At 62.1% G+C, this 26,969-nt stretch carries 24 protein-coding genes; 9 read left to right on the forward strand and 15 right to left on the reverse strand.

The features are described from left to right. Positions 1-6 precede the first annotated feature (6 nt). Positions 7-1,044 (forward strand): L-glyceraldehyde 3-phosphate reductase, encoded by a 1,038-nt coding sequence (gene mgrA, locus IB266_RS18500; protein WP_192262038.1) that lies wholly within the window; start codon positions 7-9, stop codon positions 1,042-1,044. Between the two features lie 54 nt (positions 1,045-1,098). On the opposite strand, the gene tauD is transcribed toward mgrA, so the two are convergent. The 7 genes from tauD to IB266_RS18535 all read right to left on the reverse strand — a co-directional run bounded on the left by tauD (position 1,099) and on the right by IB266_RS18535 (position 9,497). Beyond that, positions 1,099-1,941, reverse strand: coding sequence for a taurine dioxygenase (gene tauD / locus IB266_RS18505; protein WP_192262039.1), 843 nt, complete (start codon positions 1,939-1,941; stop codon positions 1,099-1,101). A 49-nt stretch (positions 1,942-1,990) separates the two neighbouring features. Beyond that, positions 1,991-2,830: a taurine ABC transporter permease TauC gene (tauC, locus tag IB266_RS18510; protein ID WP_192262040.1), complete on the reverse strand. Its 840-nt coding sequence runs from the start codon at positions 2,828-2,830 to the stop codon at positions 1,991-1,993. Continuing rightward, positions 2,827-3,621: a taurine ABC transporter ATP-binding subunit gene (tauB, locus tag IB266_RS18515; protein ID WP_192262041.1), complete on the reverse strand. Its 795-nt coding sequence runs from the start codon at positions 3,619-3,621 to the stop codon at positions 2,827-2,829. Before tauB ends, tauC begins: the two co-directional genes overlap by 4 nt. A gap of 20 nt (positions 3,622-3,641) precedes the next feature. Further along, positions 3,642-4,619 carry a taurine ABC transporter substrate-binding protein gene (gene tauA / locus IB266_RS18520; RefSeq protein WP_092475524.1) on the reverse strand — a complete coding sequence of 326 codons (978 nt, stop codon included), beginning with the start codon at positions 4,617-4,619 and terminating at the stop codon, positions 3,642-3,644. Between the two features lie 317 nt (positions 4,620-4,936). After that, complete coding sequence (gshA, locus tag IB266_RS18525; protein WP_192262042.1) at positions 4,937-6,520, reverse strand: glutamate--cysteine ligase; 1,584 nt, start codon at positions 6,518-6,520, stop codon at positions 4,937-4,939. A gap of 269 nt (positions 6,521-6,789) precedes the next feature. Next, positions 6,790-7,173 carry a PaaI family thioesterase gene (locus IB266_RS18530; protein ID WP_192262043.1) on the reverse strand — a complete coding sequence of 128 codons (384 nt, stop codon included), beginning with the start codon at positions 7,171-7,173 and terminating at the stop codon, positions 6,790-6,792. Then, entirely contained in the window at positions 7,173-9,497 is a 2,325-nt protein-coding gene (locus IB266_RS18535) for a Tex family protein (protein ID WP_192262044.1), read from the reverse strand. The genes IB266_RS18530 and IB266_RS18535 overlap by 1 nt, the downstream gene beginning before the upstream one ends. Positions 9,498-9,853: 356 nt before the next feature. Between IB266_RS18535 and ompR the strand changes: the two genes are divergently transcribed. Further along, on the forward strand, positions 9,854-10,594 hold the full coding sequence (gene ompR / locus IB266_RS18540; RefSeq protein ID WP_003196691.1) for a two-component system response regulator OmpR: 741 nt from the start codon (positions 9,854-9,856) through the stop codon (positions 10,592-10,594). A 114-nt stretch (positions 10,595-10,708) separates the two neighbouring features. Then, positions 10,709-12,022: an ATP-binding protein gene (locus IB266_RS18545; protein WP_060739672.1), complete on the forward strand. Its 1,314-nt coding sequence runs from the start codon at positions 10,709-10,711 to the stop codon at positions 12,020-12,022. 150 nt (positions 12,023-12,172) lie between these two features. Here IB266_RS18545 and rimK read toward each other — a convergent pair whose 3' ends face one another. Both rimK and IB266_RS18555 read right to left on the reverse strand, forming a co-directional pair. After that, complete coding sequence (rimK, locus tag IB266_RS18550) at positions 12,173-13,078, reverse strand: 30S ribosomal protein S6--L-glutamate ligase (RefSeq protein WP_003196697.1); 906 nt, start codon at positions 13,076-13,078, stop codon at positions 12,173-12,175. Then, positions 13,075-13,539 (reverse strand): ATP-dependent zinc protease, encoded by a 465-nt coding sequence (locus tag IB266_RS18555; RefSeq protein WP_170847591.1) that lies wholly within the window; start codon positions 13,537-13,539, stop codon positions 13,075-13,077. Before IB266_RS18555 ends, rimK begins: the two co-directional genes overlap by 4 nt. A 253-nt stretch (positions 13,540-13,792) precedes the next feature. Between IB266_RS18555 and IB266_RS18560 the strand changes: the two genes are divergently transcribed. From IB266_RS18560 to IB266_RS18570, 3 genes are all read left to right on the forward strand, one after another. Continuing rightward, positions 13,793-14,197, forward strand: a complete 405-nt coding sequence (locus IB266_RS18560; RefSeq protein WP_060739670.1) for an RNA-binding S4 domain-containing protein — start codon at positions 13,793-13,795, stop codon at positions 14,195-14,197. 235 nt (positions 14,198-14,432) lie between these two features. Beyond that, entirely contained in the window at positions 14,433-15,335 is a 903-nt protein-coding gene (gene hslO, locus IB266_RS18565) for an Hsp33 family molecular chaperone HslO (protein ID WP_192262045.1), read from the forward strand. Between the two features lie 178 nt (positions 15,336-15,513). Continuing rightward, the gene (locus IB266_RS18570; RefSeq protein WP_192262046.1) at positions 15,514-17,058 is read left to right on the forward strand and encodes a phosphoenolpyruvate carboxykinase; all 1,545 of its coding nucleotides are present in this window, start codon (positions 15,514-15,516) and stop codon (positions 17,056-17,058) included. Between the two features lie 77 nt (positions 17,059-17,135). Here the strand turns inward: IB266_RS18570 and IB266_RS18575 are convergent, their stop codons facing one another. The 3 genes from IB266_RS18575 to IB266_RS18580 all read right to left on the reverse strand — a co-directional run bounded on the left by IB266_RS18575 (position 17,136) and on the right by IB266_RS18580 (position 18,898). Then, positions 17,136-17,489: a DUF1493 family protein gene (locus tag IB266_RS18575; RefSeq protein ID WP_060739667.1), complete on the reverse strand. Its 354-nt coding sequence runs from the start codon at positions 17,487-17,489 to the stop codon at positions 17,136-17,138. 91 nt (positions 17,490-17,580) lie between these two features. After that, the gene (locus IB266_RS30895; RefSeq protein ID WP_257720543.1) at positions 17,581-17,712 is read right to left on the reverse strand and encodes a hypothetical protein; all 132 of its coding nucleotides are present in this window, start codon (positions 17,710-17,712) and stop codon (positions 17,581-17,583) included. A 121-nt stretch (positions 17,713-17,833) separates the two neighbouring features. Further along, complete coding sequence (locus IB266_RS18580) at positions 17,834-18,898, reverse strand: S8 family peptidase (protein WP_192262047.1); 1,065 nt, start codon at positions 18,896-18,898, stop codon at positions 17,834-17,836. 257 nt (positions 18,899-19,155) lie between these two features. Here IB266_RS18580 and IB266_RS18585 point away from each other — a divergent pair, with 257 nt between their 5' ends. The 3 genes from IB266_RS18585 to IB266_RS18595 all read left to right on the forward strand — a co-directional run bounded on the left by IB266_RS18585 (position 19,156) and on the right by IB266_RS18595 (position 22,884). Further along, the gene (locus tag IB266_RS18585) at positions 19,156-21,084 is read left to right on the forward strand and encodes an ATP-dependent DNA helicase RecQ (RefSeq protein ID WP_192262048.1); all 1,929 of its coding nucleotides are present in this window, start codon (positions 19,156-19,158) and stop codon (positions 21,082-21,084) included. Between the two features lie 107 nt (positions 21,085-21,191). Next, complete coding sequence (locus IB266_RS18590; protein ID WP_192262049.1) at positions 21,192-22,418, forward strand: 3-hydroxyacyl-CoA dehydrogenase; 1,227 nt, start codon at positions 21,192-21,194, stop codon at positions 22,416-22,418. A gap of 46 nt (positions 22,419-22,464) precedes the next feature. Further along, on the forward strand, positions 22,465-22,884 hold the full coding sequence (locus IB266_RS18595; protein WP_192262050.1) for an acyl-CoA thioesterase: 420 nt from the start codon (positions 22,465-22,467) through the stop codon (positions 22,882-22,884). Positions 22,885-22,962: 78 nt separating this feature from the next. On the opposite strand, the gene IB266_RS18600 is transcribed toward IB266_RS18595, so the two are convergent. From IB266_RS18600 to fdhD, 3 genes are all read right to left on the reverse strand, one after another. Beyond that, positions 22,963-23,442: a glycine zipper domain-containing protein gene (locus tag IB266_RS18600; protein WP_060739662.1), complete on the reverse strand. Its 480-nt coding sequence runs from the start codon at positions 23,440-23,442 to the stop codon at positions 22,963-22,965. Between the two features lie 340 nt (positions 23,443-23,782). Beyond that, positions 23,783-26,131, reverse strand: a complete 2,349-nt coding sequence (locus IB266_RS18605; protein ID WP_192262051.1) for an FdhF/YdeP family oxidoreductase — start codon at positions 26,129-26,131, stop codon at positions 23,783-23,785. Further along, positions 26,128-26,967, reverse strand: a complete 840-nt coding sequence (gene fdhD, locus IB266_RS18610; RefSeq protein WP_192262052.1) for a formate dehydrogenase accessory sulfurtransferase FdhD — start codon at positions 26,965-26,967, stop codon at positions 26,128-26,130. The genes IB266_RS18605 and fdhD overlap by 4 nt, the downstream gene beginning before the upstream one ends. Positions 26,968-26,969: the final 2 nt, after the last annotated feature.

Here is a 26,969-nt window from a genome sequence, read left to right on the forward strand (position 1 = left end):
TTTTCGATGACCTACACCGCTGCGCAAAACCGCTACGAGTCCATTCCCTACCGCCGCGTCGGTCGCAGCGGGCTGGTGCTGCCGGCGTTGTCGCTGGGGTTGTGGCACAACTTCGGCGACAGTACGCCCATCGACACCCAGCGCGCCTTGCTGCGCACGGCGTTCGACCTGGGCATCAACCACTTCGACCTGGCCAACAACTACGGCCCGCCCTACGGCAGCGCCGAGATCAATTTTGGCCGGTTGCTGCGCGAAGATTTCCAGCAGTACCGCGATGAGCTGATCATCTCCAGCAAGGCCGGTTGGGACATGTGGCCGGGGCCTTACGGCCAGGGCGGCGGTTCGCGCAAATATGTGCTGGCCAGCCTCGACCAAAGCCTGCAACGCCTGGGGCTGGACTATGTGGATATCTTCTATTCCCACCGCTTCGACCCCGATACGCCACTGGAAGAAACCGCCAGTGCACTGGCCACTGCGGTGCAGCAGGGCAAGGCGTTGTACATCGGCATTTCCTCGTATTCCGGGGTGAAGACCCGGGAAATGGCGGCGCTGCTCAAGGAATGGAAAGTCCCGCTGCTGATCCACCAGCCGGCCTACAACCTGCTCAACCGCTGGGTTGAAAAAGACCTGCTGGACGCCACCGACGAATTGGGGACCGGTGTGATTGCCTTCACCCCACTGGCCCAAGGGCTGCTGACCGACAAGTACCTCAAGGGCGTTCCGGCCGATGCGCGGGTGAATCGTCCGGGGGGCGGCTCGTTGCAGGCTTCGCACTTGTCGCAGGAGAACCTCGCCCACGTGCGCGCCCTCAATGAGATCGCCCAGCGTCGTGGCCAGAGCCTGGCGCAAATGGCCCTGGCCTGGACCTTGCGCGATCCCCGGGTCACCTCCGCCCTGATCGGCGCCAGCCGGCCGGAGCAGATCATCGAGAACGTCGGAGCCTTGCAGAACCTGAACTTCAGCGCCGAAGAGCTGGCGCAAATCGACCGGTTTGCCCAGGAAGGTGGGATCAATCTTTGGGAAAAGCCTTCGTCAGCTGAGTAACACAAACCCCTGTGGCGAGGGAGCAAGCTCCCTCGCCACAAGTGAGTGGTGCGTTCAGCGAAAAAACGGCACATCCCCCAACACCGTCGCCCGGTGCATCACCCGCCGGGCCGGGCGGTAGTCGTCCACGGCGAAATGCTGGGTCACACGGTTATCCCAAAACGCCACGTCGTTGACCTGCCAGCGCCAGCGCAGGGTGAACTCCGGGCGGGTGGCGTGGGCGAACAGCAGTTTCAGGATCGCCTCGCTTTCGCTTTCCGACAGCTCGTTGATCCGTGTCGTGAAGCCTTCATTGACGAACAGTGAACGACGCCCGCTCACCGGATGGGTGCGGATCACCGGATGGGACAGCGGCGGGTTTTTCCGCCGAGCGTCTTCCCAGCGCGCCAGGTCTTCGGCGGTGTTGCCAAAGCGCTCCAAGGGAAAGGACCGGGTGAAATCGTGGGTCGCCGTCAGCCCTTCCAGCAAGCGTTTCAACGGTGTCGACAAGGCTTCATAGGCGGCGATGCCACTGGCCCACAACGTATCGCCACCCACCGCCGGCAACAGCTTGGCGCTGAGCACCGCGCCGAGGGCTGGCGTTGGGAGAAAGGTCACGTCGGTGTGCCACACGGCGTTGTCGCGGACATCGGTGACGGCGGTGTCGAGCACCAATACTTCGGGCTGCTCCGGCACGTTGGGGTAGATCGGATGAATGTGCAGGTCGCCAAAATACCCAGCGAAGCGCGCCTGCTGTGGCGGTTCGATCGGCTGGTCGCGGAAAAACAGCACCTGGTGTTCGAGCAGCGCCTGCTCGAGGGTATCGCGGTCGGCCAGGCTCAGCGGCTGGCGGATATCGATTCCTTCGATCTGCGCGCCGAGGGCGGTGCTCAAAGGCGTAATGGTCGGGCGGTTCATCGCAGTGTTCTCGGTCTGGGCGCCGAATGGTCGGCGTGGTCATTGGGTATCAATGGGTCTGGCCGTGCCACGGCACCAGTTTGCGTTGCAGGGCGCGCAGGCCCATTTCCATGGCGAAGGCAATCAGCGCGATCACCAGGATTCCCAACACCACCACATCGGTGACCAGGAACTGCGCCGCGGACTGCACCATGAACCCCAGGCCGCTGGTGGCGGCAATCAGCTCGGCGGCCACCAGTGTCGACCAACCCACGCCCAGGCCAATACGAATACCGGTGAGGATGTCCGGCAGGGCGCTGGGTACGATCACATGGCGAATCAGCTGGGCCCGCGTGGCGCCCAACGACTGCGCCGCGCGCAGCTTGGCCCGGTCGACGGTGCGCACGCCGGTGGCGGTGGCAATGGCAATCGGGGCGAAGATCGCCAGGTAGATCAGCAGCACCTTCGACAACTCGCCAATGCCGCACCAGATCACGATCAATGGCAGGTACGCCAACGGTGGAATCGGCCGGTAGAACTCGATCAACGGATCGAGCACACCGCGCGCGATGCGGTTGGCGCCGATGGCGATGCCCACCGGCACCGCCGTCAGCACCGCGAACAACAGGCCCAGGCCGATGCGTTCAAGGCTGGCGGCCAAGTGTTGCCAGAGGGTGGAGTCCATGTAGCCGTGGGTCGCCAGCAGCCAGCCTTTTTGCAGCACGGCCGACGGCGGGGGCAGGAACAACGGTTCGATCAGGCCGCTGGCGGTGACGGCCCACCAGGCTGCCAGCAACGCGATCAGGGTCAAGCCGCTGATCCAACGCGTACTCAGGTGGGGCCTCAAACCGCTGGCCGCGGGCCGAGTCGCCGCGTCACGGACCCCGGCTGGAATTTCGTAGCTGCTCATGCGCGCTCCTGGGGTCGAGTGGCGCTGCGTTGGGAAAACACTTTGGCGAGTACATGCTCGCGGGTTTCGATAAAGCGCGGGTCGGACTTGATCGACCGCGCCGATTCCCCGGCGCCGTAGCGCTGGCCGAAATCCAGGCTCAGGCGCTCGACGATCTGCCCCGGGTTCGGTGCCAGCAGAATCAAGTCAGTGGCGAGGAAGACGGCTTCTTCAATGTCATGGGTGATCAGGAACACCGGCTTGGCGGTGCGCTGCCAGACCTGCAACAACAGTTCCTGCATCTGCTCGCGGGTGAAGGCGTCCAGCGCGCCGAACGGTTCGTCCATCAACAGCACACGCGGGTCGGCCGCCAACGCCCGGGCCAGGCCGACGCGTTGTTTCTGGCCGCCGGAGAGCTGCCAGACGCGGCGTTGCTCGAAACCGGCCAGGTCCACCAGGGCAAGCATTTCCCGGGCGCGAGCCTCGCGTTTTTCCTTGGGAATGCCGGCCAGTTCCAGGCCGAACCCAACGTTTGCCAGTACGTCCTGCCACGGCAGCAGCGCATCGTCCTGGAACACCACGCCGCGTTCGGCGCTCGGGCCCTTGACCGGCGTGCCGTCGAGGGTGATCTGCCCGGCGCTGGGCTCGACGAACCCGGCAATCAGGTTCAACAGCGATGTCTTGCCACTGCCGGACGGACCGAGGGCAACCAGCAACTGCTTCGGCCCCAGGGTCAGGGAAATATCCGCCAGTACCGGTTCCGCCGCGCCGGGGTACTGTGCGCTGATGCGCTCCAGCTGTAGCAAGGCCATCGCATGTCTCCTTTTTTTGATCAGCGAGTGATGTATTTGGCGCTGACGTAAGGCGCGTAGTCCGGCAGCACGGCTTCGACTTTGCCTTGCTCCTTGAGGAACGCCGCGGTATCGGTGATGGCTTGGGTGGTCGGTGCGCCGAGGCTCACGACCTGATCGGCCGCCAAGGGAAAGACGTTGCCTTGCAGCAACAACGGGATATCGCTGGCCTTGGCACCGGAGAGCTTCACCAGTTTGTCGACGTTGGACGCATCGGCCAGCCAGGCTTGTGGGTCCTTGCGGTACTGGGCGTAGGCGTCCAGGGTCACTTTGGCGAAGGCGGTGACGATTTCAGGGTGCTTCTGGGCGAAGTCCTTGCGCACGATCCAGGCGTCGAACGTCGGGGCGCCGAACTTGGCCAGCTCCGCGGAGGTGATCAGCACCTTGCCGTTTTCCTTGGCCACACCCAGGGCCGGGTCCCAGACGTAGGTGGCGTCGATGTCGCCACGCTTCCAGGCGGCGATGATGGCCGGTGGCGCCAGGTTGAGCACGGTGACTTTCGAGGGGTCGATGTTCCAGTGCTTCAACGCGGCGAGCAGGCTGTAGTGACCGGTGGACACGAACGGCACGGCGATCTTCTTGCCGATCAGGTCTTGCGGGGAATTAATGCCGGAGCCGTCACGAACCACCAAGGCCTCGGCGGCGCCGATCTGGGTGGCGATGAGGAACGTTTCCACCGGGACCTTGCGGGTGATGGCCGCGGTCAACGGGCTGGAACCGAGGTAGCCGATCTGCACATCGCCCGAAGCGATGGCGGTGATGACGTCGGCACCGTTGTCGAACTTGCGCCAGTCGATCTTGGCTTGGGTGGCTTTTTCGTAGGCGCCATCGGCCTGGGCGACTTTGGCCGGGTCGACGGTGGTCTGGTAAGCGACGGTCAGGTCGGCTGCCTGGGCAAAAAGACTCGTTGCTGCCAGGGAGGCGGCCGCGAGAAGGCGAAGGGGGAAACGCAAAGACATGGAAAATCTCCTCAACAGGCCGCCGGACGTTCGGCGTTCGAGGAGACTAAATGATCTAAGAATTCAGAAATAAATAACTTTTTCGAATTAGCTTATTTGCGAAAAAACATCCGGAAACGACTGAGGCCTCCGTGGCGAGGGAGCTTGCTCCCGCTCGGTTGTAGGAGCTGTCTCGCGAAGCGAGGCTGCGATCTTTCCGCTGGTGCTTGAGTCTCAAGCGAAAGATCAAAAGATCGCAGCCTTCGGCAGCTCCTACAGCGCAGTCCAGCGGGAGCAAGCTCCCTCGCCACAAGAGTATCCCCGCCAAAGAGGGATGTTCAGTTGCTGATCGCCAGGATGCTTGCCTGGTAAGAACCCACGAACACATCGAAATCCCCCACCTCGTTCTGTTCCAGCTCAGCTTGCTGGACCAGCGACTCGCGCGCGGTCTCTTCGAATGTCGCTTGTTCCTGGGCAGGCAACGGCTCGGCGCGGAAGAATTCGGCGTGGGCCTTGCTTTGGCGCAGGGAGAATTGGGCGAAGCTTTCCTGGTGTTCGGCCATGGCGGCCAGCACCTGGGCGGAAGGCGTCAGGGACGGATCGCGGACTTTCGCCAATTGCGCGTCCAGTGCCTGGCGATGGGCATCGCCACCCTGGCTCTGGTCGAGCAGCGCGGCCAGCGGAGCGATTTTTTCCAGCAATTCCACGGCCCAGGCCTGCATGTCCACCGCTTGACCCTGGCGCTGCAATTGCAGGCCTGGCTTGCGACCTTCCTTGACCACGGTCAGGAAGTTGCTCGTGGCGTTGCCGCATTCGTTGTTTTCCAACTGCGGGCTGTCATTGAGGCCGCAATACAGTAGGAACGCATCGAGGAACCGCGCTTCGGTGAGGTCGATACCCATCGGCAGGAACGGGTTGATGTCCAGGCACCGCACTTCGACGTACTGGATACCCCGGGCCATCAAGGCCTGGATCGGCCGCTCGCCGGTGTAGGTCACGCGTTTGGGACGGATGTTGGAGTAGTACTCGTTTTCGATCTGCAAGATGTTGGTATTGAGCTGCACCCATTCGCCGTTCTGGTGAGTGCCGACTTCGACGTACGGCGCGTAGGGTGTCGCCACCGCTTTGCGCAGGCTGTCGGTGTAGCTCGGCAGATCGTTGTAGCATGGCGTGAGGCCGGCCTGGGCGTTGCTCTGGTAACCCAGGTCGCTCATGCGCAGGCTGGTGGCGTAGGGCAGGTACAAGGTGTCCGGGTCCAGTTGTTCCAACTGGTGCGGACGGCCCCGCAGGAAACCGACGTCCAGGGCCGGCGAGGCCCCGAACAGGTACATCAGCAACCAGCTGTAGCGGCGGAAATTACGGATCAGCGCGATGTAGGCCGACGACTGGAAGTCACGGTCGCTCAGATCGGCGGCTTCGTTCTGACGGAGCAGCGGCCAGAGCTTTTCCGGCAGGGAAAAGTTGTAGTGGATCCCGGCGATGCATTGCATGGTCTTGCCGTAGCGCAGGGCCAGGCCCTTGCGATAGACGTACTTGAGCTGGCCGATATTCGAGGTGCCATAGTAGGCGATCGGAATCTCTTCTTCCGCTGGCAGTGGGCACGGCATCGACGGGCTCCACAAGTACTCGTCACCCAGTTTGCTGTAGGCAAACCGGTGGATCTTGTCGAGGCTGCGCAAGGTATCGGCCGGGTTGGCCAGGGCCGGCGTGATGAACTCCAGCAGCGACTCGGAATAGTCGGTAGTGATCTGTTCGTTGGTCAGCGCCGAACCCAGGGCCTTGGGGTGCGGAGTCTGCGCCAGGCGCCCATCGTCCGTGACACGCAGGCATTCACGCTCGATGCCGTGCAGGCACTGTTCGAGCAGGGAGAGGTTGGCGCGCTCGCCGAGCAGGGCCAGGCGGCGGTTTAAAAGGTCGCTCAAGTTGAATTCCTTCACGCGTCAGTCGCCCCAATATGGGGGTGGGCAAGACGGTCTACAAGGGTGAAGTTAAAACTGGCGTTTTCGCCTGGTTTTCGTGCCAAAAGCTAGCCACCGCAACCCCACTGTGGGAGCGAGCTTGCTCGCGATGGCGGTGGATCAGCAACGTTGATCTTGACTGACTCTCCGTTATCGCGAGCAAGCTCGCTCCCACAGGAAAGTCCGACACTGCATTCATGGCGTCGAAATTAACTCAAATCGATGACAGGGAGCTATAGGACAGCGAACGTGCCTTGCGCTTTTGCGACCAGTTTGTCGCCTTGCATCACCTCGGCTTCGACCACCAGCGTGCGCCGGCCCGGGTGGATGACCCGGGCAGTGCACAGCACTTCGCCGTCGGACACGGCGCGAATGTAGTTGATCTTGCATTCGATGGTCGCGCTTTGCTGGTCAAAGCCATGGACACTGGAGCAGGCCAGGCCCATGGCGATGTCCACCAGGCTGAACAGTGCACCGCCGTGCAGCTTGCCGCCGCGGTTGCGCAACGGCGGCTCAAGGCCCAGGGCGACTTGCGCCACCCCGTCCCCCAGGCTCTGCAAGCGGCAGCCGAGCAGCTTGAAAAAAGCGCTTTCCACCAACCCGGCCGGCGTGTCCATCAGCGTTTCTTCAACTGCTTGGCGTTGGCGAACAGCGAGGCCATGGCGTTGTTCACCGGGGCCGCGGTGGCGGTTTCCTTGCGCGGCGCGGTGTTCTGCGACTGACGCGGGGTCGAGCCAGGGCGAGCACCACGGGCACCGTCGATTTTCTCGCCCGGTGTGTCGCTCATGCGCATCGACAGGCCGACGCGTTTGCGCGGGATGTCGACTTCCATGACCTTCACTTTCACTACATCGCCAGCCTTCACCGCTTCGCGCGGGTCCTTGATGAACTTCTCGGAGAGTGCCGAGATGTGCACCAGACCGTCCTGGTGCACGCCGATGTCGACGAAGGCACCGAAGTTGGTGACGTTGGTCACCACGCCTTCGAGGATCATGCCCGGTTGCAGGTCCTTGAGGTCTTCGACGCCGTCCTGGAACTCGGCGGTCTTGAACTCGGGGCGCGGGTCGCGGCCCGGTTTTTCCAGTTCCTGGAGGATGTCGGTGACGGTGGGCAGGCCGAAGGTTTCGTCGGTGAATTTCTTCGGGTCCAGGCGCTTGAGGAACGCGGCATCACCGATCAGCGAACGAATGTCGCGGTCAGTCTGGGCGGCAATGCGTTGCACCAGCGGGTAGGCTTCAGGGTGGACGGCCGACGAATCCAGCGGGTTGTCGCCGTTCATGACCCGCAGGAAGCCGGCGGCCTGTTCGAAGGTTTTTTCACCCAGGCGTGGGACTTTCTTCAACGCGGCGCGGGTCTTGAACGCGCCATGTTCGTCACGGTGGGTGACGATGTTCTGCGCCAGCGTGGCGTTCAGGCCGGAGATCCGCGCCAGCAGCGCCACCGAAGCGGTGTTCACGTCCACACCCACGGCGTTCACGCAATCTTCCACCACGGCGTCCAGGCCACGGGCCAGTTTCAACTGGGAAACGTCATGCTGGTATTGGCCGACGCCGATGGATTTGGGGTCGATCTTCACCAGCTCCGCCAGTGGATCCTGCAGGCGACGGGCGATGGACACCGCGCCACGGATCGACACATCCAGGTCGGGGAATTCCTTGGAAGCCAGTTCCGATGCCGAGTAAACCGAAGCGCCGGCCTCGGAGACCATGACCTTGGTCATTTTCATGGCTGGGTATTTCTTGATCAGCTCGGCGGCCAGTTTGTCGGTCTCGCGGCTGGCGGTGCCGTTGCCGATGGCGATCAGGTCCACCGAATGCTTGGCGCACAGGGCGGCGAGCACGGCGAGGGTCTGGTCCCACTTGTTGTGCGGCACGTGCGGGTAGACCGTGGCGTGATCCAGCAGCTTGCCGGTGGAGTCCACCACCGCCACCTTGCAACCGGTGCGCAGGCCCGGGTCCAGGCCCAGGGTGGCGCGGGGGCCGGCCGGTGCGGCCAGCAGCAGGTCGTGCAGGTTGTGGGCGAACACGTTGATCGCCTCGGTCTCGGCGTTGTCGCGCAACTCGCCCAGCAGATCGGTTTCCAGGTGGGTGTAGAGCTTGACCTTCCAGGTCCAGCGCACCACTTCGGCCAGCCATTTGTCGGCGGCGCGGTTCTGGTTCTGGATGCCGAACTGCTGGCCGATCATGCCTTCGCACGGGTGCATGGTGCCCGGCAATTCTTCACCGACCTTCAGGGCGGAGCTGAGGATGCCTTCGTTGCGACCCCGGAAAATCGCCAGGGCGCGGTGGGACGGCATGCTCTTGAGCGGTTCGTCGTGTTCGAAGTAGTCGCGGAACTTCGCGCCTTCCTCTTCCTTGCCGGCGATCACCCGAGCGCTGAGGATGGCTTCCTGTTTGAGGAAGTTGCGCAGTTTCTCCAACAGGTTGGCGTCTTCGGCGAAACGCTCCATGAGGATGTACTTGGCGCCTTCCAGCGCGGCTTTCACGTCCGCCACGCCTTTTTCGGCATCGACGAAGCGCGCAGCTTCGGTTTCCGGGGCCAGCGTCGGGTCGTTGAACAGGCCGTCGGCCAGCTCGCCGAGGCCGGCTTCCAGGGCGATCTGGCCCTTGGTGCGGCGCTTTTGCTTATAGGGCAGGTACAAGTCTTCGAGACGAGTCTTGGTGTCGGCCAGCTTGATGTCGCGCTCGAGTTGCGGGGTCAGCTTGCCCTGCTCCTGGATGCTGGCCAGGATGCTGATGCGCCGTTCGTCGAGTTCTCGCAGGTAGCGCAGGCGCTCTTCCAGATGCCGCAGCTGGGTGTCATCGAGGCTGCCGGTCACTTCTTTCCGGTAACGGGCGATGAAAGGCACCGTGGAACCTTCATCGAGTAGCGCGACGGCCGCTTCGACCTGTTGTGGGCGTACACCGAGTTCCTCGGCGATGCGGCTGTTGATGCTGTCCATAAAACCACCTGACAAATTGTGAAATCAGGCTCGCCACCACAGAAACCGGGCTCGGCGAGACTGGTTGAGCGGCCTGGCATGCGCCGCTGCCTGGGTCAAAAGGCTGCCTGTTGACCCGCGAAATTCAAAAAGTTGCCTTGCCAAGGCTAAAAAAATGGCACGTCGGGATCACGATCCGACATTCCCTGGCACAAAAGGCCGCGCATTATAACCAGCGTTCCGTCCTGAGGGGGGGACATGGTCTGTAGGCTTGATACCCGGATTTGTGGAGATAGAGGAAAAATCTGCTAACAATGCACACGGTGCGTATAACGGCAGCTAGGCCATAATGCGCGCCGAGATCAAAGGAGCTTCCTATGAGCAGCACTGCACAAACTGCTGAAGGCGAAAAAATTCTTATTGTTGACGACGATCCAGGGCTGAGCAGCCTGCTGGAACGCTTTTTCGTCAGCAAGGGCTACCGCGCCCGCACCGTACCGAACACCGAGCAAATGGATCGGTTGCTGGCACGTGAAGTGTTCAACCTGGTCGTACTCGACCTGATGCTGCCCGGTGAAGACGGCCTGACCGCCTGCCGCCGCCTGCGCGGCGCCAACAACCAGATCCCGATCATCATGCTCACCGCCAAGGGCGACGAGTTGAGCCGTATCAAGGGCCTGGAACTGGGCGCCGACGATTACCTGGCCAAGCCGTTCAACCCCGACGAGCTGATGGCCCGCGTCAAGGCGGTGTTGCGCCGTCAGTCGGCACCGGTGCCTGGTGCGCCGGGCAGCGAAGATGAAAGCGTGACCTTCGGCGACTACGAACTGTCCCTGGCCACCCGTGAGCTCAAGCGCGGCGATGAGGTCCACATGCTCACCACCGGTGAGTTCGCCGTGCTCAAGGCCCTGGTGATGAACGCCCGTCAGCCGCTGACCCGCGACAAGCTGATGAACCTGGCCCGCGGTCGTGAATGGGATGCGCTGGAGCGCTCCATCGACGTACAGATTTCCCGCCTGCGCCGGATGATCGAGCCTGATCCTTCCAAGCCGCGGTATATCCAGACCGTCTGGGGCGTGGGTTATGTGTTCGTGCCGGATGGCGCCGCCAGCAAGTGATCGGCGATTTGTAGGAGCGGGTGGCCTGGCCGGTTGAAATGTCTTCTTCCAGGCGACTCGCGGTCTGTCATTGTGCGAGCATCGCTCGCTCCTGCAAGTGTATAGCGGTTATTCATGAAAACCCCCGTTTGGTTCCCCCAGAGTTTCTTCTCCCGCACCCTCTGGCTGGTGCTGATCGTCGTGCTCTTTTCCAAGGCACTGACGTTGGTGTACCTGCTGATGAACGAAGACGTGCTCGTGGACCGACAGTACAGCCACGGCGTTGCCTTGACCCTGCGGGCCTATTGGGCGGCGGACGAAACCAACCGGGCGAAAATTGCCGAGGCGGCGACGCTGATCCGTGTCGTCGGTGCCGGCGTGCCGGAGGGCGAGCAGCATTGGCCCTACAGCGAGATCTATCAACGCCAGATGCAAGCCGAACTGGGCGCCGATACCGAGGTGCGATTGCGCATGCATTCGCCGCCGGCGCTTTGGGTGCGGGCTCCAAGCCTGGGGGATGGCTGGCTGAAAGTGCCGTTGTACCCGCATCCGTTGCGCGGCCAGAAAATCTGGAACGTGCTCGGCTGGTTCCTGGCCATCGGCCTGCTATCGACGGCATCGGCGTGGATCTTCGTCAGCCAGCTCAACCAACCGTTGAAACGCCTGGTCTACGCCGCCCGCCAACTGGGCCAGGGGCGTAGCGTGCGGCTGCCCATCAGCGATACGCCCAGCGAGATGACCGAGGTCTACCGCGCCTTCAACCAGATGGCCGAGGATGTGGAACAGGCCGGGCGCGAACGCGAGCTGATGCTGGCGGGCGTCTCCCACGACCTGCGCACGCCCTTGACCCGGCTGCGGTTGTCGCTGGAGTTGATGGGCGAGCACACCGACCTGACCGACGAGATGGTCCGCGACATCGAGGACATGGACGCGATTCTCGACCAGTTCCTGGCGTTCATACGCGACGGGCGTGATGAGTCCGTGGAAGAGGTGGACCTCAGCGAGTTGGTGCGGGAAGTGGTCGCGCCCTATAACCAGAACGACGAGAAAGTGCACCTGCGCCTGGAGCCGATTCAGCCGTTCCCGTTGCGCCGGGTGTCGATGAAGCGTTTGTTGAACAACCTGATCGGCAATGCCCTGAACCATGCCGGCGCCGGCGTCGAAGTGGCGGCCTATGTCTCTGGCGACACCAGCGCGCCTTACGTGGTGCTGAGCGTCATGGACCGTGGCGCCGGCATCGATCCCTCGGAGCTGGAAGCCATTTTCAACCCCTTCACCCGGGGCGATCGCGCCCGGGGTGGGAAAGGCACGGGCCTGGGCCTGGCCATCGTCAAGCGTATCGCCTCGATGCACGGCGGCAACGTCGAACTGCGCAACCGCGCCGGTGGCGGGTTGGAGGCTCGGGTGCGGTTGCCGTTGGGGTTGATGCTGCCAAGGGATGCGGTATAACCATCTCTCTCAAGTAAGACAGAGAACCTGTGGGAGCCGAGCTTGCTCGCGATGGCGGTGGATCAGTAAAGTTGATCTTGACTGGCGCACCACTATCGCGAGCAAGCTCGGCTCCCACAAAGGCTCGCTCCCACAGGGTTTTGTGTTGACTCAGCCCTTTCCTTTGGTCCGGGTCATGTTCGGCCCGCCATTCTTTTCCAGATGCTCGATGATGATCCCTGCCACGTTCTTGCTGGTGGTGGTCTCGATGCCTTCCAGGCCCGGCGAGGAGTTGACCTCCATCACCAGCGGCCCGTGGTTGGAGCGCAGGATATCCACGCCGGCCACGGCCAGGCCCATGACTTTTGCGGCCCGCAGGGCGGTCATGCGCTCTTCCGGGGTGATTTTGATCAGGCTGGCGCTGCCACCGCGATGCAGGTTGGAGCGGAACTCGCCGGGCTTGGCCTGGCGTTTCATCGAGGCAATCACTTTGTCGCCAACTACGAAGCAGCGAATGTCGGCGCCACCGGCTTCCTTGATGTATTCCTGGACCATGATGTTCTGCTTCAGGCCCATGAATGCCTCGATCACCGATTCCGCCGCCGTCGCGGTTTCACACAGGACCACGCCGATGCCCTGGGTGCCTTCCAGCACCTTGATCACCAGCGGTGCGCCGTTGACCATCGCGATCAGGTCGGGAATGTCGTCGGGCGAGTGGGCAAAACCGGTGACCGGCAGGCCGATCCCGCGCCGTGACAGCAATTGCAGCGAGCGCAGCTTGTCCCGGGAACGGGCGATGGCCACGGACTCGTTGAGGGGAAAGACCCCCATCATTTCGAACTGGCGCAACACGGCGCAGCCATAGAACGTCACCGATGCGCCGATGCGCGGGATCACCGCGTCGAACCCTTCCAGCGGCTTGCCACGGTAGTGGATCTGCGGCTTGTGGCTGGCGATGTTCATGTAGGCGCGCAGGGTATCGATCACCACCATTTCATGGCCACGTTCGGTCCCGGCTTCAACCAGGCGACGAGTGGAATACAGACGCGGATTACGCGACAGCACAGCGATCTTCATGCAACACCTGTGGCAGAGGTAGTGGACACCGGGAATGCCGGCTTTTCTTGAACATATTTGGTGCCCGGATTGACCACCAGTTGGCCGTCGATCAAGGCTTTGGAACCCAGTAACAGGCGATATCGCATGGATTTGCGGCAGGCGAGGGTGAACTCGACCCGCCAGACCCGGTCACCCAGCGCCAACGTGGTGCTGATCACGTAGCGGACCTGAGCGTGGCCGTTGGAACTCTTTATGGTCTTGCGCGCCACCAGCGGGGCTTCGCAGCGGCGATGGCGCAACTGCACCACCGTGCCAAGGTGCGCCGTGAAGCGCACCCATTTTTCGCCATCGCGCTCGAACGGCTCGATGTCAGTGGCATGCAGGCTGGAGGTGCTGGCCCCGGTGTCGATTTTTGCCCGCAGGCCCACGACTCCCAGATCCGGGAGCGCTACCCACTCGCGCAGACCGACAACGGTCAAATGGTCAAAAGTCTTCAATAAAAAAACCTGCGATCAGTGCATCGGATCGTGGACTCCGCGAATCGCGGTATTCACGCAGAATAATCACAAAATGGCGACAGTTATCTACGCACTTGTGTGTGCTTGTAACCGATTCCGGCCGAAGCGATGTGTGTGGCGTCGGTTTGGCGGGCATTCTATCCGTCGGGCCTGATTCGTGCGCTCGACAAAAACGGTAGTACAGTTCCGGCTAATGGCAGAAAGAGGAATTGCAGTGGCACAAAAAAAGGAAGAAGACGACAAGGTCCGTCTCGATAAATGGTTGTGGGCGGCGCGCTTCTACAAGACACGGGCCCTGGCCAAGACCGCCATCGAAAGCGGCAAGGTCCATCACCGGGGAGAGCGCTGCAAGCCGGGCAAGGAGCCCCGCATCGGCGATGAGTTTGTCATCCGCACCGGGTTCGATGAAAAGACCGTGGTGGTCGAGGCCCTGTCGATCGTGCGTCGCGGCGCACCTGAAGCGCAGGCGTTGTATCGCGAAACCGAAGCCAGCATCGCCAAGCGCGAAGCCGCCGCCGCGCAACGCAAGGCCGGCGCCCTGGGGGTCAGCACCGATGGCAAGCCGAGCAAGAAGCAACGCCGTGACCTGTTCAAGTTTCACGGCAGCAATAACGAATAAAAGGCTGGCGCAAGGCCCGTGGCGAGGGAGCTTGCTCCCGCTGGGCTGCGTAGCGGCCCCAAAATCTGACGGTCGCTGCGCAGCCGAGCGGGAGCAAGCTCCTTCGCCACAATGACCATTCGGATTGAGTCATCGGTCTCTTCCCGTCAGGCAAACCCAAGCCTTGCTTGGAACCCACCCTGAATGCCCATAAAATGCCCGCCATCATTTGTCATCACCTCAGATACCAGATCCTATGACTGATTTACCGGATACCGACTACACCCAACGTTTCATCTTCGATGACAGCGACGCCCGCGGCGAGCTGGTGGCGTTGGAGCGTAGCTACGCCGAAGTCCTCGCCAAGCACCCCTATCCGGAGCCGGTCGCACAACTGCTCGGCGAGCTGATGGCGGCTGCGGCGTTGCTGGTGGGCACCTTGAAGTTCGATGGCTTGCTGATTCTCCAGGCGCGTTCCGAAGGTCCGGTCCCGCTGCTGATGATCGAGTGCTCCAGCGAGCGCGAGATCCGTGGCCTGGCCCGTTATCACGCCGAGCAGATCGCGCCCGACGCGACCCTGGCCGACATGATGCCCAACGGCGTGCTGGCCCTGACGGTGGACCCCACCCATGGCAAGCGCTACCAGGGCATCGTCGATCTCGACGGCGCGACCCTGGCCGAGTGCTTCACCAACTACTTCGTCATGTCCCAGCAGACCAATACCCGTTTCTGGCTCTACGCCGACGGGCGGCGCGCGCGCGGTTTGCTACTGCAACAGCTGCCCGCCGATCGCCTTCGTGACACCGAGGAACGTGACGCCAGTTGGCAGCACATTACCGCTCTGGCCAGCACCCTGAGCGCCGATGAGCTGCTGAGCCTGGACAACGAAACCGTGCTGCATCGCCTCTATCACGAGGAGCAGGTACGCTTGTTCGACGGCCAGCCGTTGCGCTTCCAATGCAGTTGCTCTCGTGAACGTTCCGGCAATGCGCTGGTCAGTCTGGGTCTGGAAGATGCGCAGCAACTGGTGATCGAGCATGGCGGCGCCATCGAGATCGACTGCCAGTTTTGCAATGAGCGCTACCTGTTCGACGCGGCGGACATCGCTCAATTGTTCGCCGGTGCGGGTGTCGACACACCGTCAGATACTCGACACTAAAACGGTTCAGCGCAGGTAAATCTCCTGGCAAACGCCGGATTTACGCCGTACTGACGGGAGGGCCCTACTTTTTTTGGGCTTTTCTGGCATAATCCGGCCCACTTTTTTCGGGTAGTAGTGCGCGACTTCCTACTACAAAACGTTTGGAGCACTCGGCCACGGGCCGACGGGGAATCTCATGACGCAAGCCAATAACGCCGTGTACACCGATCTGAGTGTCGATGATCTGGTCAAAGAAGCCCTGAATCGCGGTGAAGGCGAGCTTGCCGATACTGGCGCGCTGGTTGTTCGTACCGGTCATCGTACCGGTCGCTCGCCAGTCGACCGTTTCATCGTGGAAGAGCCAACCACCCAGGATGCCATCGCCTGGGGCCCGATCAACCGCAAGTTCCCGGCCGACAAGTTCGATGCCCTGTGGAACCGCGTCGAAGCCTACTTGGGCGAGCGTGAGCGTTTTGTCTCCCATGTGCATGTAGGTTCCGATCCTGCGCACTACCTGCCGGTCAAGATGACCACCGAGACGGCGTGGCACAACCTGTTCGGCCGTTGCCTGTTCATCAACCCCGAGCAATACAACGCCGGCGGCAAGGACGAGTGGCAGATCCTCAACGCGCCGAACTTCGTCTGCGAGCCTGAGCGCGACGGCACCAACTCCGACGGCACCGTGATCATCAATTTCGCGGCCAAGAAAGTGCTGATCGCCGGCATGCGCTACGCCGGTGAAATGAAGAAAGCCCTGTTCTCCGTGCAGAACTTCCTGCTGCCAGCCGTTGACGTGCTGCCGATGCACTGCGCCGCGAACATGGGCGAAGAGGGCGATGTGACCCTGTTCTTCGGCCTGTCGGGCACCGGCAAGACCACCCTGTCCGCCGATGAAAGCCGTTACCTGATCGGTGACGACGAACACGGCTGGGGCGTGGGCGTGGTCTTCAACATCGAAGGCGGCTGCTACGCCAAGTGCATCGACCTGTCCGAGAAGAACGAACCGGTGATCTGGAAAGCCATCCAGCACGGCGCCGTACTGGAAAACGTCGTCCTGGACCCGGCCACCAAGAAAGCCGACTACGCCGACGACAGCCTGACCCAGAACAGCCGCGCTGCCTACCCGCGTGAGCTGATCGAGAAACGCGCACCGAAAAACCTCGGTGGCGAGCCAAACGCCGTGATCTTCCTGACCTGCGACCTGACCGGCGTACTGCCGCCGGTGTCGATCCTCAGCGAAGAACAAGCCGCCTACCACTTCCTGTCCGGCTACACCGCACTGGTGGGCTCGACCGAAATGGGTTCGGGCAGTGGCATCAAGTCGACCTTCTCCACTTGCTTCGGCGCCCCGTTCTTCCCGCGTCCGGCCGGTGAGTACGCTGAGCTGCTGATCAAGCGCATTCGTGGTTTCGGCTCCAAGGTCTACCTGGTCAACACCGGCTGGACCGGTGGCGGCTACGGCGTCGGCAAACGCTTCAACATTCCGACCACCCGTGCGGTGATCGCGGCGATCCAGAGCGGCGCGCTGATCGGTGCTGCAACCGAACACCTGGACATCATCAACCTGGATGTGCCGCTGGCTGTTCCAGGCGTCGAGACTGGCCTGTTGAACCCACGCAACACCTGGGCCGACAAAGCCGCCTACGACGAAGCAGCCAAGGCATTGGCCGGTCTGTTCACCGAGAACTTCAAGAAGTTCGACGTGAGCGACGCGATCAAGGCTGCTGGGCCGCAGCTGTAAGGCTTGGTTGGTGAATGAAAAAACCGCCCTTTATGGGCGGTTTTTTCATGGGTGGCTATTTGAGGCGCGCCGATCAGCTAGGCTTCTTCCACTTCCCGCGTATCCCATCGCTGTGCCTTGATCGCCTTGTAAAGCATGCCGATGGTCAGTGGCAGCTTGTTCCCCCGGCCCTTGGCCCTGCGTTTTTGAAACACATCGAACCCTTCAGGCTGGAAATAGCGGTAGGCGTCGTAGTCGATGAGCTCGATGGCGAACCGCTCCTCCAGTGCCTCCATCAGGTGCCGGGCGTCCGCGCCATCGCAACCCAAGTCGAGATTGATCGCAGTGCCCAGGCGAATCGTCTTGCGCTCAGGCAGGCCGATTTCTTCGTGGAGCAGCTCCATGAGTTGGCGCATGGCATGGTCATCGGGGAAGTCTGGCGCAAGGTGCATGATGAAATGTCCAGAATAAAAGAGGTGCGTCTGTACCGGTGGAAAGTTTAGGGGGAAATCGTTGCCCGTTGGAAAAAGAAGAACGCTGCAATCAAGAAATCGCAGGCGTCGCGATTGCGGTTTTGACCGTCGCGAGGATTGGCGGGTCGTCGGGGAATTTCATGCATCCGCCCAGTAGTAGGGACAGCATCAGGACGGTAGGTAGGTTCAGTTTGTGCGACATGGTTACTTCCTTTTTCAAGCTGCGAACCGCGGGCGTCCTGCCGTTGGTGGGCCAGGCGTAAAGTGTTCATGGGTATCGCGAGTCGATTGCTGCCAGGCTCGCGAGCGATAGGGGTTTGGGTTCAGTCAGCCATTTGTTCAGGCATGCGTAGTGCGGCGGCCTCAAGGTCCATCAATCCTCTGCCATAGGCTTCGCTGTTGGCGTAGATACCTGTGCTGTTGGCTGTCGCCAGCAGATGTTCGCGTATCTGCTGCGGGCTGAGTTGCGGGTGAAGGCTTTGTAGCGCCGCCAGTGCGCCACTGACCAACGCGGCGGCGGGAGATGTGCCAGCGGTCTGCACGTAGCGGCCGTCCTTGCCAACGGTGAGCAGGCCGGCCTGTGCACCGGCGTCGCCGCCGGGAACGGCGATGCACCAGGCAGCTGCGACGCCGCAATAGTTGGATTTGCCATTGATGGCGCTGCCGTCGTTCTTCAACGCCACCACTGCGATCCAGCCTTTTTCCAGTTCTGGCAATGCGACCGGCAGTCCTGGCTCGGCCAGGGGCTCTCGCTTGAGTTCGTTACCGGTGGGGAAGACCAACACGGCGCCGTCCGCGACCAGTTTTCGAGCGACGGCCAGGGAGTCGGGCATCACCTGGTTGTAGCGCGCCTCATTGATCTCGGTGGCGGGAATGGCGTTGGCCCACGAGTTGTTGAACAGCCGGGCACCCTTGTCAAAACCACTTTGCCAGGACCGGGCGATTTCGCTGTCGAAGAAAAACGGCTCGTTGTCGTCGCCAAAGCGAAAGGGGATCAACCGCGCATTGAACGCGATGCCGTGCATGCCCCGGTCGTCCTTGTTGGCGGCGAGAATACCGGCCATCTGCGTGCCATGACCGATGCGGTCAACGGTGCCGGGACGGTCTTCGACATGGTCGAATCCAGGATCACCCAGTCTGCCCTCGAACTCCTCGAGGCTGGCGTTGAGCCCCGAGTCGATCAACGCCACGACAACATCCTGGCCAGTCCCGCCACGAGCGTAGAGCGCTGATGCCTTGACGACGGCCAAGCCTTGTTGGGCGTGGTACTCCGGGGTTTCGAACTGGGTAGGATCCACGCCGGGGGGATCGGGGACGGTCAAGCAACCGGCGAGCAATGAGGCCGACGTGATCGTCAGCGCGCGTAGAGCGGAAAATGGGTGTGGCATGGTTCGTTCCTTGAAGAATTGAAATCGAGCGTCAGGCTTCCTGGCCTTGACGTACAGCATGAGTTGTCGGCGCACCTTACCGTGGAGGCGAAGTCGGGACGAGACATCAAATTGCCCGGATTTGTATCTGCTCGTGGCAAGGCAAAGGCGCTCGACGCTGTATCATCCAGTATCGTTTTTACCCCCGACCTTTTCTCGACGCGCTGCGTTGTCCCGCTAGGCTTTCGGCATCGCAGCAGTCAAAGGAGCGACCGCGCATGCACAGCACCCTGGAACAGGTTTTCGGTTATCCACAGTTTCGTCCCGGTCAGGAGGCGGCCATCGGCGCCGTGCTGGCCGGTCGGTCGGCGGCGGCCATCTTTCCTACCGGCTCGGGCAAGTCCCTGTGTTATCAATTGCCGGCCCTGCTCTTGCCGCACCTGACCCTGGTGGTTTCGCCACTGCTGGCGTTGATGCAGGACCAGTTGGTGTTCCTCAAGCGCCACGGCATCGCGGCGGCCAGTATCGATTCGGCCCAGAGCCGTGACGAAGCCAACGACGCCATGGCGCGGGCCCGTTCGGGCGAGTTGAAGATCCTGATGATTTCCGTGGAGCGCCTGAAGAACGAGCGCTTTCGCAATTTCCTGCAGCAGGTGCCGATTTCGTTGCTGGTGGTGGACGAGGCCCACTGTATTTCGGAGTGGGGGCATAACTTTCGACCTGACTACCTCAAGCTTCCCGATTACCAGCACCAGTTCAATATTCCCCAGGTATTGCTGCTGACGGCCACCGCCACACCCAAGGTCATCGCCGACATGCAGGCGAAGTTCGCCATTGCCGCCGCCGATGTGGTGACGACCGGTTTCTACCGACCTAACCTCAACCTGTTGGTCGAACCCGTGCCGGGTGTCGCCAAGCGCGCACGGCTGGTGCAGTGGTTGGGCGCGCGCGTCGGGCAGCCGAGCATCGTCTATGTCACCTTGCAGCGAACCGCCGAGCAGATCGCCGAGCACCTGAGCCAGCACGGTATCGAGGCCGAGGCCTATCACGCCGGTTTGCCCCATGAGCAGCGCGAAGCCATCCAGCGGCGATTCATGGGCGGGCAATCCAATTGCATCGTCGCCACCATCGCTTTCGGCATGGGCATCGACAAGAGCGATATCCGCAACGTCGTGCATTTCGACCTGCCCAAGTCCATCGAAAACTACAGCCAGGAAATCGGCCGGGCCGGGCGCGACGGGCAGCCATCGGATTGCCTGGTGCTGGCCAACCGCGATAGTCTCAACGTGCTGGAGAACTTTGTGTACGGCGATACGCCGGAGCTCGCAGGCATTCGTTGCGTGCTCGACGAACTGAAGGCCGCTGCCCCCGATGGGCAATGGGAGTTCTTGCTGGGCCCGCTGGCGGACCAGAGCAACATCCGCCAACTGCCGCTCAAGACGTTGTTGGTCCAGTTGGAGTTGCGCCGGCTGATCGCGCCGCGCTATGCCTATTTCGCGGAGTATCGCTTCAAGTTCCTGACCGAGCCCCAGGAGCTGCTGGAGCGCTTCGAAGGTGAGCGCAGGGACTTCGTCGCGGCCATCATCCAGACCTCCAGTCGCGCCCGGAGCTGGGCCACGGTGGATTTCGACGGGATGTACCAGCAGTACCACGCTGAGCGTAATCGGGTGGTCAAGGCGCTGGATTATTTCCAGGAGAAGGGTTGGATCGAGCTGGAAAGCAAGCAGATGACCGAGGTGTACAGCGTGCTGGAAGCGGACCTGGATGTGCAGGTCTTGAGTGCCGAGCTGCATGCCTATTTCACCCGGCACGAACACAGTGAAATCGCGCGGATCCACGCCATGCTCGAATTGTTCGCCACCGACCGTTGCCTGGGTCATCGCTTGGCGCAGTATTTCGGCGACGACAGTGCGCCCCACCCGTGTGGCCATTGTTCGGTGTGCCATGGGCATATCGCTCGCCTGCCGGAGCCGCCTGCGCTGCCGGCGCTTATGGATAAAAGCTTCGAGGCACTGTGTGGCGATTTTATCCACAAGCATGAGCAGCACAGCGGCAGCGTGCCGTCTGCCGAGCGCCTCACCCGCTTCCTGTGCGGGATCAGTGTGCCGCTGTTCACCCGATTGAAGGCGCGGAAGGTCCCTGGCTACGCCGCACTGGAAGCGTATCCATACGCGGAAGTTCGCCAGTGGACTCAAGCGCACCTGTGAGCTGCATCCATCCGCTGAATGCCCTTCATCACACGAATAAATTTCAAAAACATTCGGCGGCTGACTAAGGTGAAGGCTGTCTTCGGATCGCCAACAAGAGAGCCAACATGAGCCAGACACCTTTCGATATTCAGCGCGCCGCGGTAGTCGGTGCCGGCACCATGGGACGGGGCATCGTGATGTGCCTGGCCAACGCCGGCGTGGCGGTGCAGTGGGTCGACAACAATCCGCAGATGCTCGAGCAGGCACTGGTTGCCGTGGCCGAGACCTATGCCCATGGTGTGCGCCAGGGTCGTATCGACCAGCGTGAGGCAGATGCGCGGATCGCCCGGGTGACACGGGCGGATGATTACGCGGCGATCCGTGAGGTGGACCTGGTGATCGAAGCGGTCTACGAAAACCTGGAGCTCAAACAGACCATCTTTCGCGAGCTGGACGGCCTGCTCAAACCCGAGGCCATCCTGGCGAGCAATACGTCGGCGCTGGACATCGATGCCATCGCCGCCGTCACCCGCAGGCCAGCCCAGGTCCTGGGCCTGCATTTCTTCAGTCCGGCGCACATCATGAAGCTGCTGGAGATCGTTCGCGGCGCACAAACCTCCAAAGCGGTGCTGGATGCGGCCCTGGTGCTGGGCCAGCGCATGGGCAAGGTCAGCGTGATATCGGGCAACTGCCATGGCTTCATCGGCAACCGGATGCTTCATCCGTATGTGCTGGAAGCGCGCAAGATGTTGCTGGAGGGGGCGTTCCCCCATCAGGTGGATGCGGCGTTGCAAGGCTTTGGTTTCGCCATGGGGCCGTTTCGCATGTACGACGTCGTTGGCATCGACCTGGAGTGGCGCGCCCGTGAGTTGGCGGGCAAGGGCCAGGATGCGCCCGAGGTGCAGGTGGACAATCGTCTGTGCGAGCTGGGACGGTTCGGCCAGAAAAGCGGCAATGGGTATTATCACTACGAGCCGGGCAGTCGACAGGCCGAGCATGATGTCGAGGTCGATGCGCTGGTGTTGCGGGTCAGTGAGGCGTTGGGTTTCCAGCGTCGCGAGATCGGCCCGGAGGAAATCCTCGAGCGTTGCTTGCTGGCGCTGGTCAACGAGGGGGCGAAGATCCTGCAGGAAGGCATTGCCGAGTCGGCCCACGCTATCGACCTGGTCTACCTCAACGGCTACGGCTTCCCTGCGGACAAGGGCGGGCCGATGGCCTGGGCTGACGGGCAGGGGCTGGAAGCCATCCATGCACGCCTGCTGGAGCTCGAAACGAAGCAGGGCGACCAGTGGAAGCCAGCGCGCGTGATTGGCGAGCTGGCGGCGCAGGGCAAGGGATTCGCGCAGGCCTGAGCCCCGTGCCACGTCAAGACCATTGAACAACCGTAAAGGACAGCTGATGCCCCAACGCAATGAATACCCACACTTGCAGCCTATCACCACGCGCTGGCACGACAACGATGTGTACGGTCACGTCAACAACGTCACCTACTACAGCTTTTTCGATACCGCTGTGAATACCTACCTGATCGAAGTCGGCGGCCTGGATATCCATGATGGAGACGTGGTGGGGTTCGTGGTGAGTTCGGCCTGCGACTACTTCGCTTCGATTGCCTTTCCAGACCGGATTGAAATCGGCCTGCGAGTTGGCAAGTTGGGCAGCAGTTCGGTGCAGTATGAGCTGGCGGTGTTCAAGGAGGGCGAGGAGGAGGCTTGTGCGGCGGGGCGTTTTGTTCACGTATTCGTGGATCGGGCGTCGAATCGGCCGGTGGCAATTGCGGATCGGCTACGTGGGGCGTTGGAGCGGTTGGTGGTCTGAAACAAAAAATCGCAGCCTCCTGTCAGCGCTGGGCGCTGTCGGAGGCTGCGATCTTCAACGGCTAGTATCGATCAGCCGTTAGTCGCGGTAGTGGCGATGATGTTTTTTGCGGTGGCCGTAGGCATGGCCGCGACCTGGATGGCCGTCACGGTAGTAGCGGCGATCACCACGGCGATCGTCATAACGACGGTCATCGTCATCGTCCTTGCCCATGTAGTTACCCAGGGCGCCACCCGCGCCACCGCCCGCCGCCGCACCGATCAGGCTGCCGGTGCTGCCACCGACGCTACGGCCGACCACGTTACCGCCGGCCGCGCCCAGCGCGCCGCCGATCGCCGCTTCGCCGCGGCTGTGTTTGTCTGCGCCGACCGCACTACCGCCCGCACCGCCCAGCGCCGCGCCGATAGTGGAACCGGTGTTGCCGCCCAGGGACTGGCCGACGACCGAACCCAAAACCCCGCCCAATGCGCCACCCACACCTGCTTCGGCAGTACCGCCGGCGGAAGCGATGCCACTGGCCAGGCTAAGGGACAACAAGAGAATGGAGGAGAACTTCATAGAGGAGCCTCAAAGGGATGACGGCGCGATCCTGAGGCTCGCTTCGCTTGGTTACAATAGAAATCCGACGAGTAACACGACTTGTGCACAATTCTCTAAGTTATTGTTTTACGGTCGGAACTTAACGCGAATTGGCCGGTCTTTAGCTACTTCGGACAGGCCGTTTTCTATGGAAAACGGCCTTTTTTGTGGGCGCTCGAAAAGTACGATCATGGGAGCGAGCTGTGTGGGAGCAAAGCTTGCTCGCGACACAGCGTCCCTATTCCTGTAAGACCGCATCGCTTTCATCGCGGGCAAGCCTTGCTCCCACACAATCCAATCGCCTCGCCAATGAACTGTGTCAGGCCGATTTGGCCAGGATCAGTCCATTCTCGCTCGCCGCTTCCAGGCGGATTGCGACGAATTTCGACGTCGGCGTGTGGCTGCCGTCGCCCGTGCTTTCCAGCGGCACCAGCGGGTTCACTTCCGGGTAGTAGGCCGCAGCCTGTCCGGCCGGAATGTCGAATGCCAGCAGGGTAAAACCCTTGACCCGACGTTCGCGACCGTCATCCCAGAGCGAGACGATGTCAGCTTTCTGCCCCGGCTTGAAGCCCAGGCGAATGATGTCCGCTTCGTTGGCGAACAACACGTCACGCTGGCCCTTGACGCCGCGATAGCGGTCATCGAGGCCATAGATGGTGGTGTTGTACTGGTCGTGGGAGCGCATGGACTGCATGATCAGGTCGGGCAACTGGCCGGTGGCACGGGTGCGTTCATGCACAAGGTCTCCCGGCAGCCGGTTGGACTTGAAGTTGGCGCGGCCCGACGGGGTGTTCCAGCGTCGTGAACCGGCGCTGTTGCCCAGATAGAATCCGCCGGGGTTCTTCAGTTTTTCATTGAAGTCCTTGAAGCCGGGTACGGTATCGGCGATCAGGTCGCGGATGCGACTGTAGTCGGCCACCAGCCAGTTCCAGTCCACCGGACGGCTACCCAGCGTGGCGGCGGCGATGCCGGCGATGATCCACGGTTCGGAGCGCATCTGGTTCGACAGCGGCTGCAACTGGCCGTTGGAGGCATGCACCATGCTGAAGGAGTCTTCCACGGTCACCGCTTGCGCGCCTTCGGTCTGCAAATCGATGTCGGTGCGGCCCAGGCACGGCAGGATCAACGCATCCTTGCCGTGAGCCAGGTGGCTGCGGTTGAGCTTGGTGCTGATCTGCACCGTCAGCTCGCAATTGGCCAAGGCCTGGAAGGTCCGATGGCTGTCCGGCGTGGCTTGGGCGAAGTTGCCGCCCAGGGCGATGAACACCTTCGCCTGGCCGTCGGCCATGGCGTGGATCGCCTCGACCACGTTATGGCCGTTTTCCCGCGGTACCTTGAACTGGAAGCGCCGCTCCAGCGCGTCGAGGAATGCCGCCGGTGGACGTTCGTTGATGCCCATGGTCCGGTCGCCCTGCACATTGCTGTGGCCGCGAACCGGGCACAGGCCTGCGCCTGGTCGGCCAATGTTGCCGCGCAGCATCATCACGTTGGCGATTTCCTGGATGGTCGCCACCGAATGACGGTGCTGGGTGATGCCCATCGCCCAGCACATGATCACGTTCTGGCTTGTGGCGTACATGCGCGCCGCCTGCTCGATTTCGACCAGGGTCAAGCCCGATTGCTCGACGATCTGTTCCCACGGCGTATCGTCGACCGCCGCCAGGTAATCCAGCACGTTGGTGCTGTGTTCATTGAGGAACGCATGGTCGAACACCGCCGCCGCGCCGCTGTTCTGCGCCTCACGCTCCCATTGCAGCAGGAACTTGGCCATGCCGCGCAAGATCGCCATGTCGCCACCCAGGGCCGGGCGGAAATACGCGGTGTTGGTCGGCTTATTGCCGTTGGTGAGCATTTCGATCGGGCTCTGCGGGTGCTGGAAGCGCTCCAGGCCCCGCTCCTTGAGCGGGTTGATGCACACCACCTGGGCACCACGTTTCACCGCCTCGCGCAGTGGTTCGAGCATCCGCGGGTGATTGGTGCCAGGGTTCTGGCCCCAGACGAAAATCGCGTCGGCGTGCTCGAAGTCATCGAACGTCACCGTGCCCTTGCCCACGCCCACGCTCTGGGCCAGCGCTACGCCGCTGGCTTCGTGGCACATGTTCGAGCAGTCGGGGAAGTTGTTGGTGCCGTAGGCGCGCACGAACAGTTGATACAGGTAGGCCGCTTCGTTGCTGGCCCGGCCCGACGTATAGAACTCGGCCTGGTTGGGGCTGGACAGCCCTTGCAGGTGCTTGCCGATCAGGGCGAACGCCGCTTCCCAGCTGATGGGCTTGTAGCGGTCGGTTTCGGCGTCGTAGCGCATTGGCTCGGTCAGGCGACCCTGGTACTCGAGCCAGTAGTCGCTCTGCTCCAGCAGCGAGGTCACGCTGTGCTTGGCGAAAAATGCACCGTCGACGCGACGCTTGGTTGCTTCCCAGTTCACGGCCTTGGCGCCGTTCTCGCAGAACTTGACCATACCGCTTTCGGGAGAGTCGCCCCAGGCGCAGCCAGGGCAGTCAAAACCGCCATTCTGGTTGGTCTTGAGCATCATGCGGATGTTTTTCAGCGCGTTGTCGCTGGTCAACCAGGCCTGAGCGACACTGATCAGCGCACCCCATCCACCGGCCGGGCCTTTGTAGGGCTTGTAACGCGGTACGGGTTTCTGGTCGGCTTGTTGATGATTGCTCACGCTTGTTTCTCCATCGCAGGGCTGTAGACCCGCGGCGCACTTTTTTGCGGCAGGTGGATGAGGTTGAGATTGTGTTGGCGGGCCCACTGCACGGCGAGGCCCGTGGGCGACGACAGGCTGACCAGGGTCTGGATGCCGGCGCGCAGTACTTTCTGGATCAGTTCGAGGCTGCAACGGCTGGTGACGATCGCCACGCCACCGGCCACTGGGACCTGTTGCCGGATCAACGCGCCGATCAGCTTATCGAGGGCGTTGTGTCGGCCAATGTCTTCGCGGCCCAGCAGCAATTCACCCTGGGCGTTCATGAACAACGCCGCATGTACCGCGCCGCAATGTTGGCCCAGGGGCTGGAATTGGCTGATACGGTCACGCAGGCCATCGAGCCATTGCGCCGCGGGCAGTGGTGCGCCGGGCAGCACCTTGAGGTTTGGCAAGGCCTGTTCCACCGCTTCCACGCCGCACAATCCGCAGCCACTGGTGCCCGCCAACTGCCGGCGTTGCTGCTTGAGGTTCCAGAAGGCGCGGTTGGCGATGGTCACCTGGGCATAGTGCGCGGCGCCCGTGCCGCTCAGTTGCAGGTCATAGATGTCCGATGAATCTTCGATGATGCCGCTGCCGAGGCTGAAACCGACGATGAAGTCTTCCAGGTCGGTGGGGGTGACCAGCATGACTGCCTGGCTGATGCCGTTATAGGCAATCGCCAGCGCCACTTCCTCGGCCAGCGCGGTGCTGTCCGATTGGGAGTGGTCCAGATTGCAGTAGCCATAGCTCTGGCTGGCGACCGGCGTGGATGTTTCCATCGCTGGCGCTGGACTGACCGGAGGCTTGTCGTTCATGG

It is taken from the genome of Pseudomonas sp. Pdm06 (assembly GCF_014851795.1).
Classification (GTDB): Bacteria; Pseudomonadota; Gammaproteobacteria; order Pseudomonadales; family Pseudomonadaceae; genus Aquipseudomonas; species Aquipseudomonas fluorescens_AA.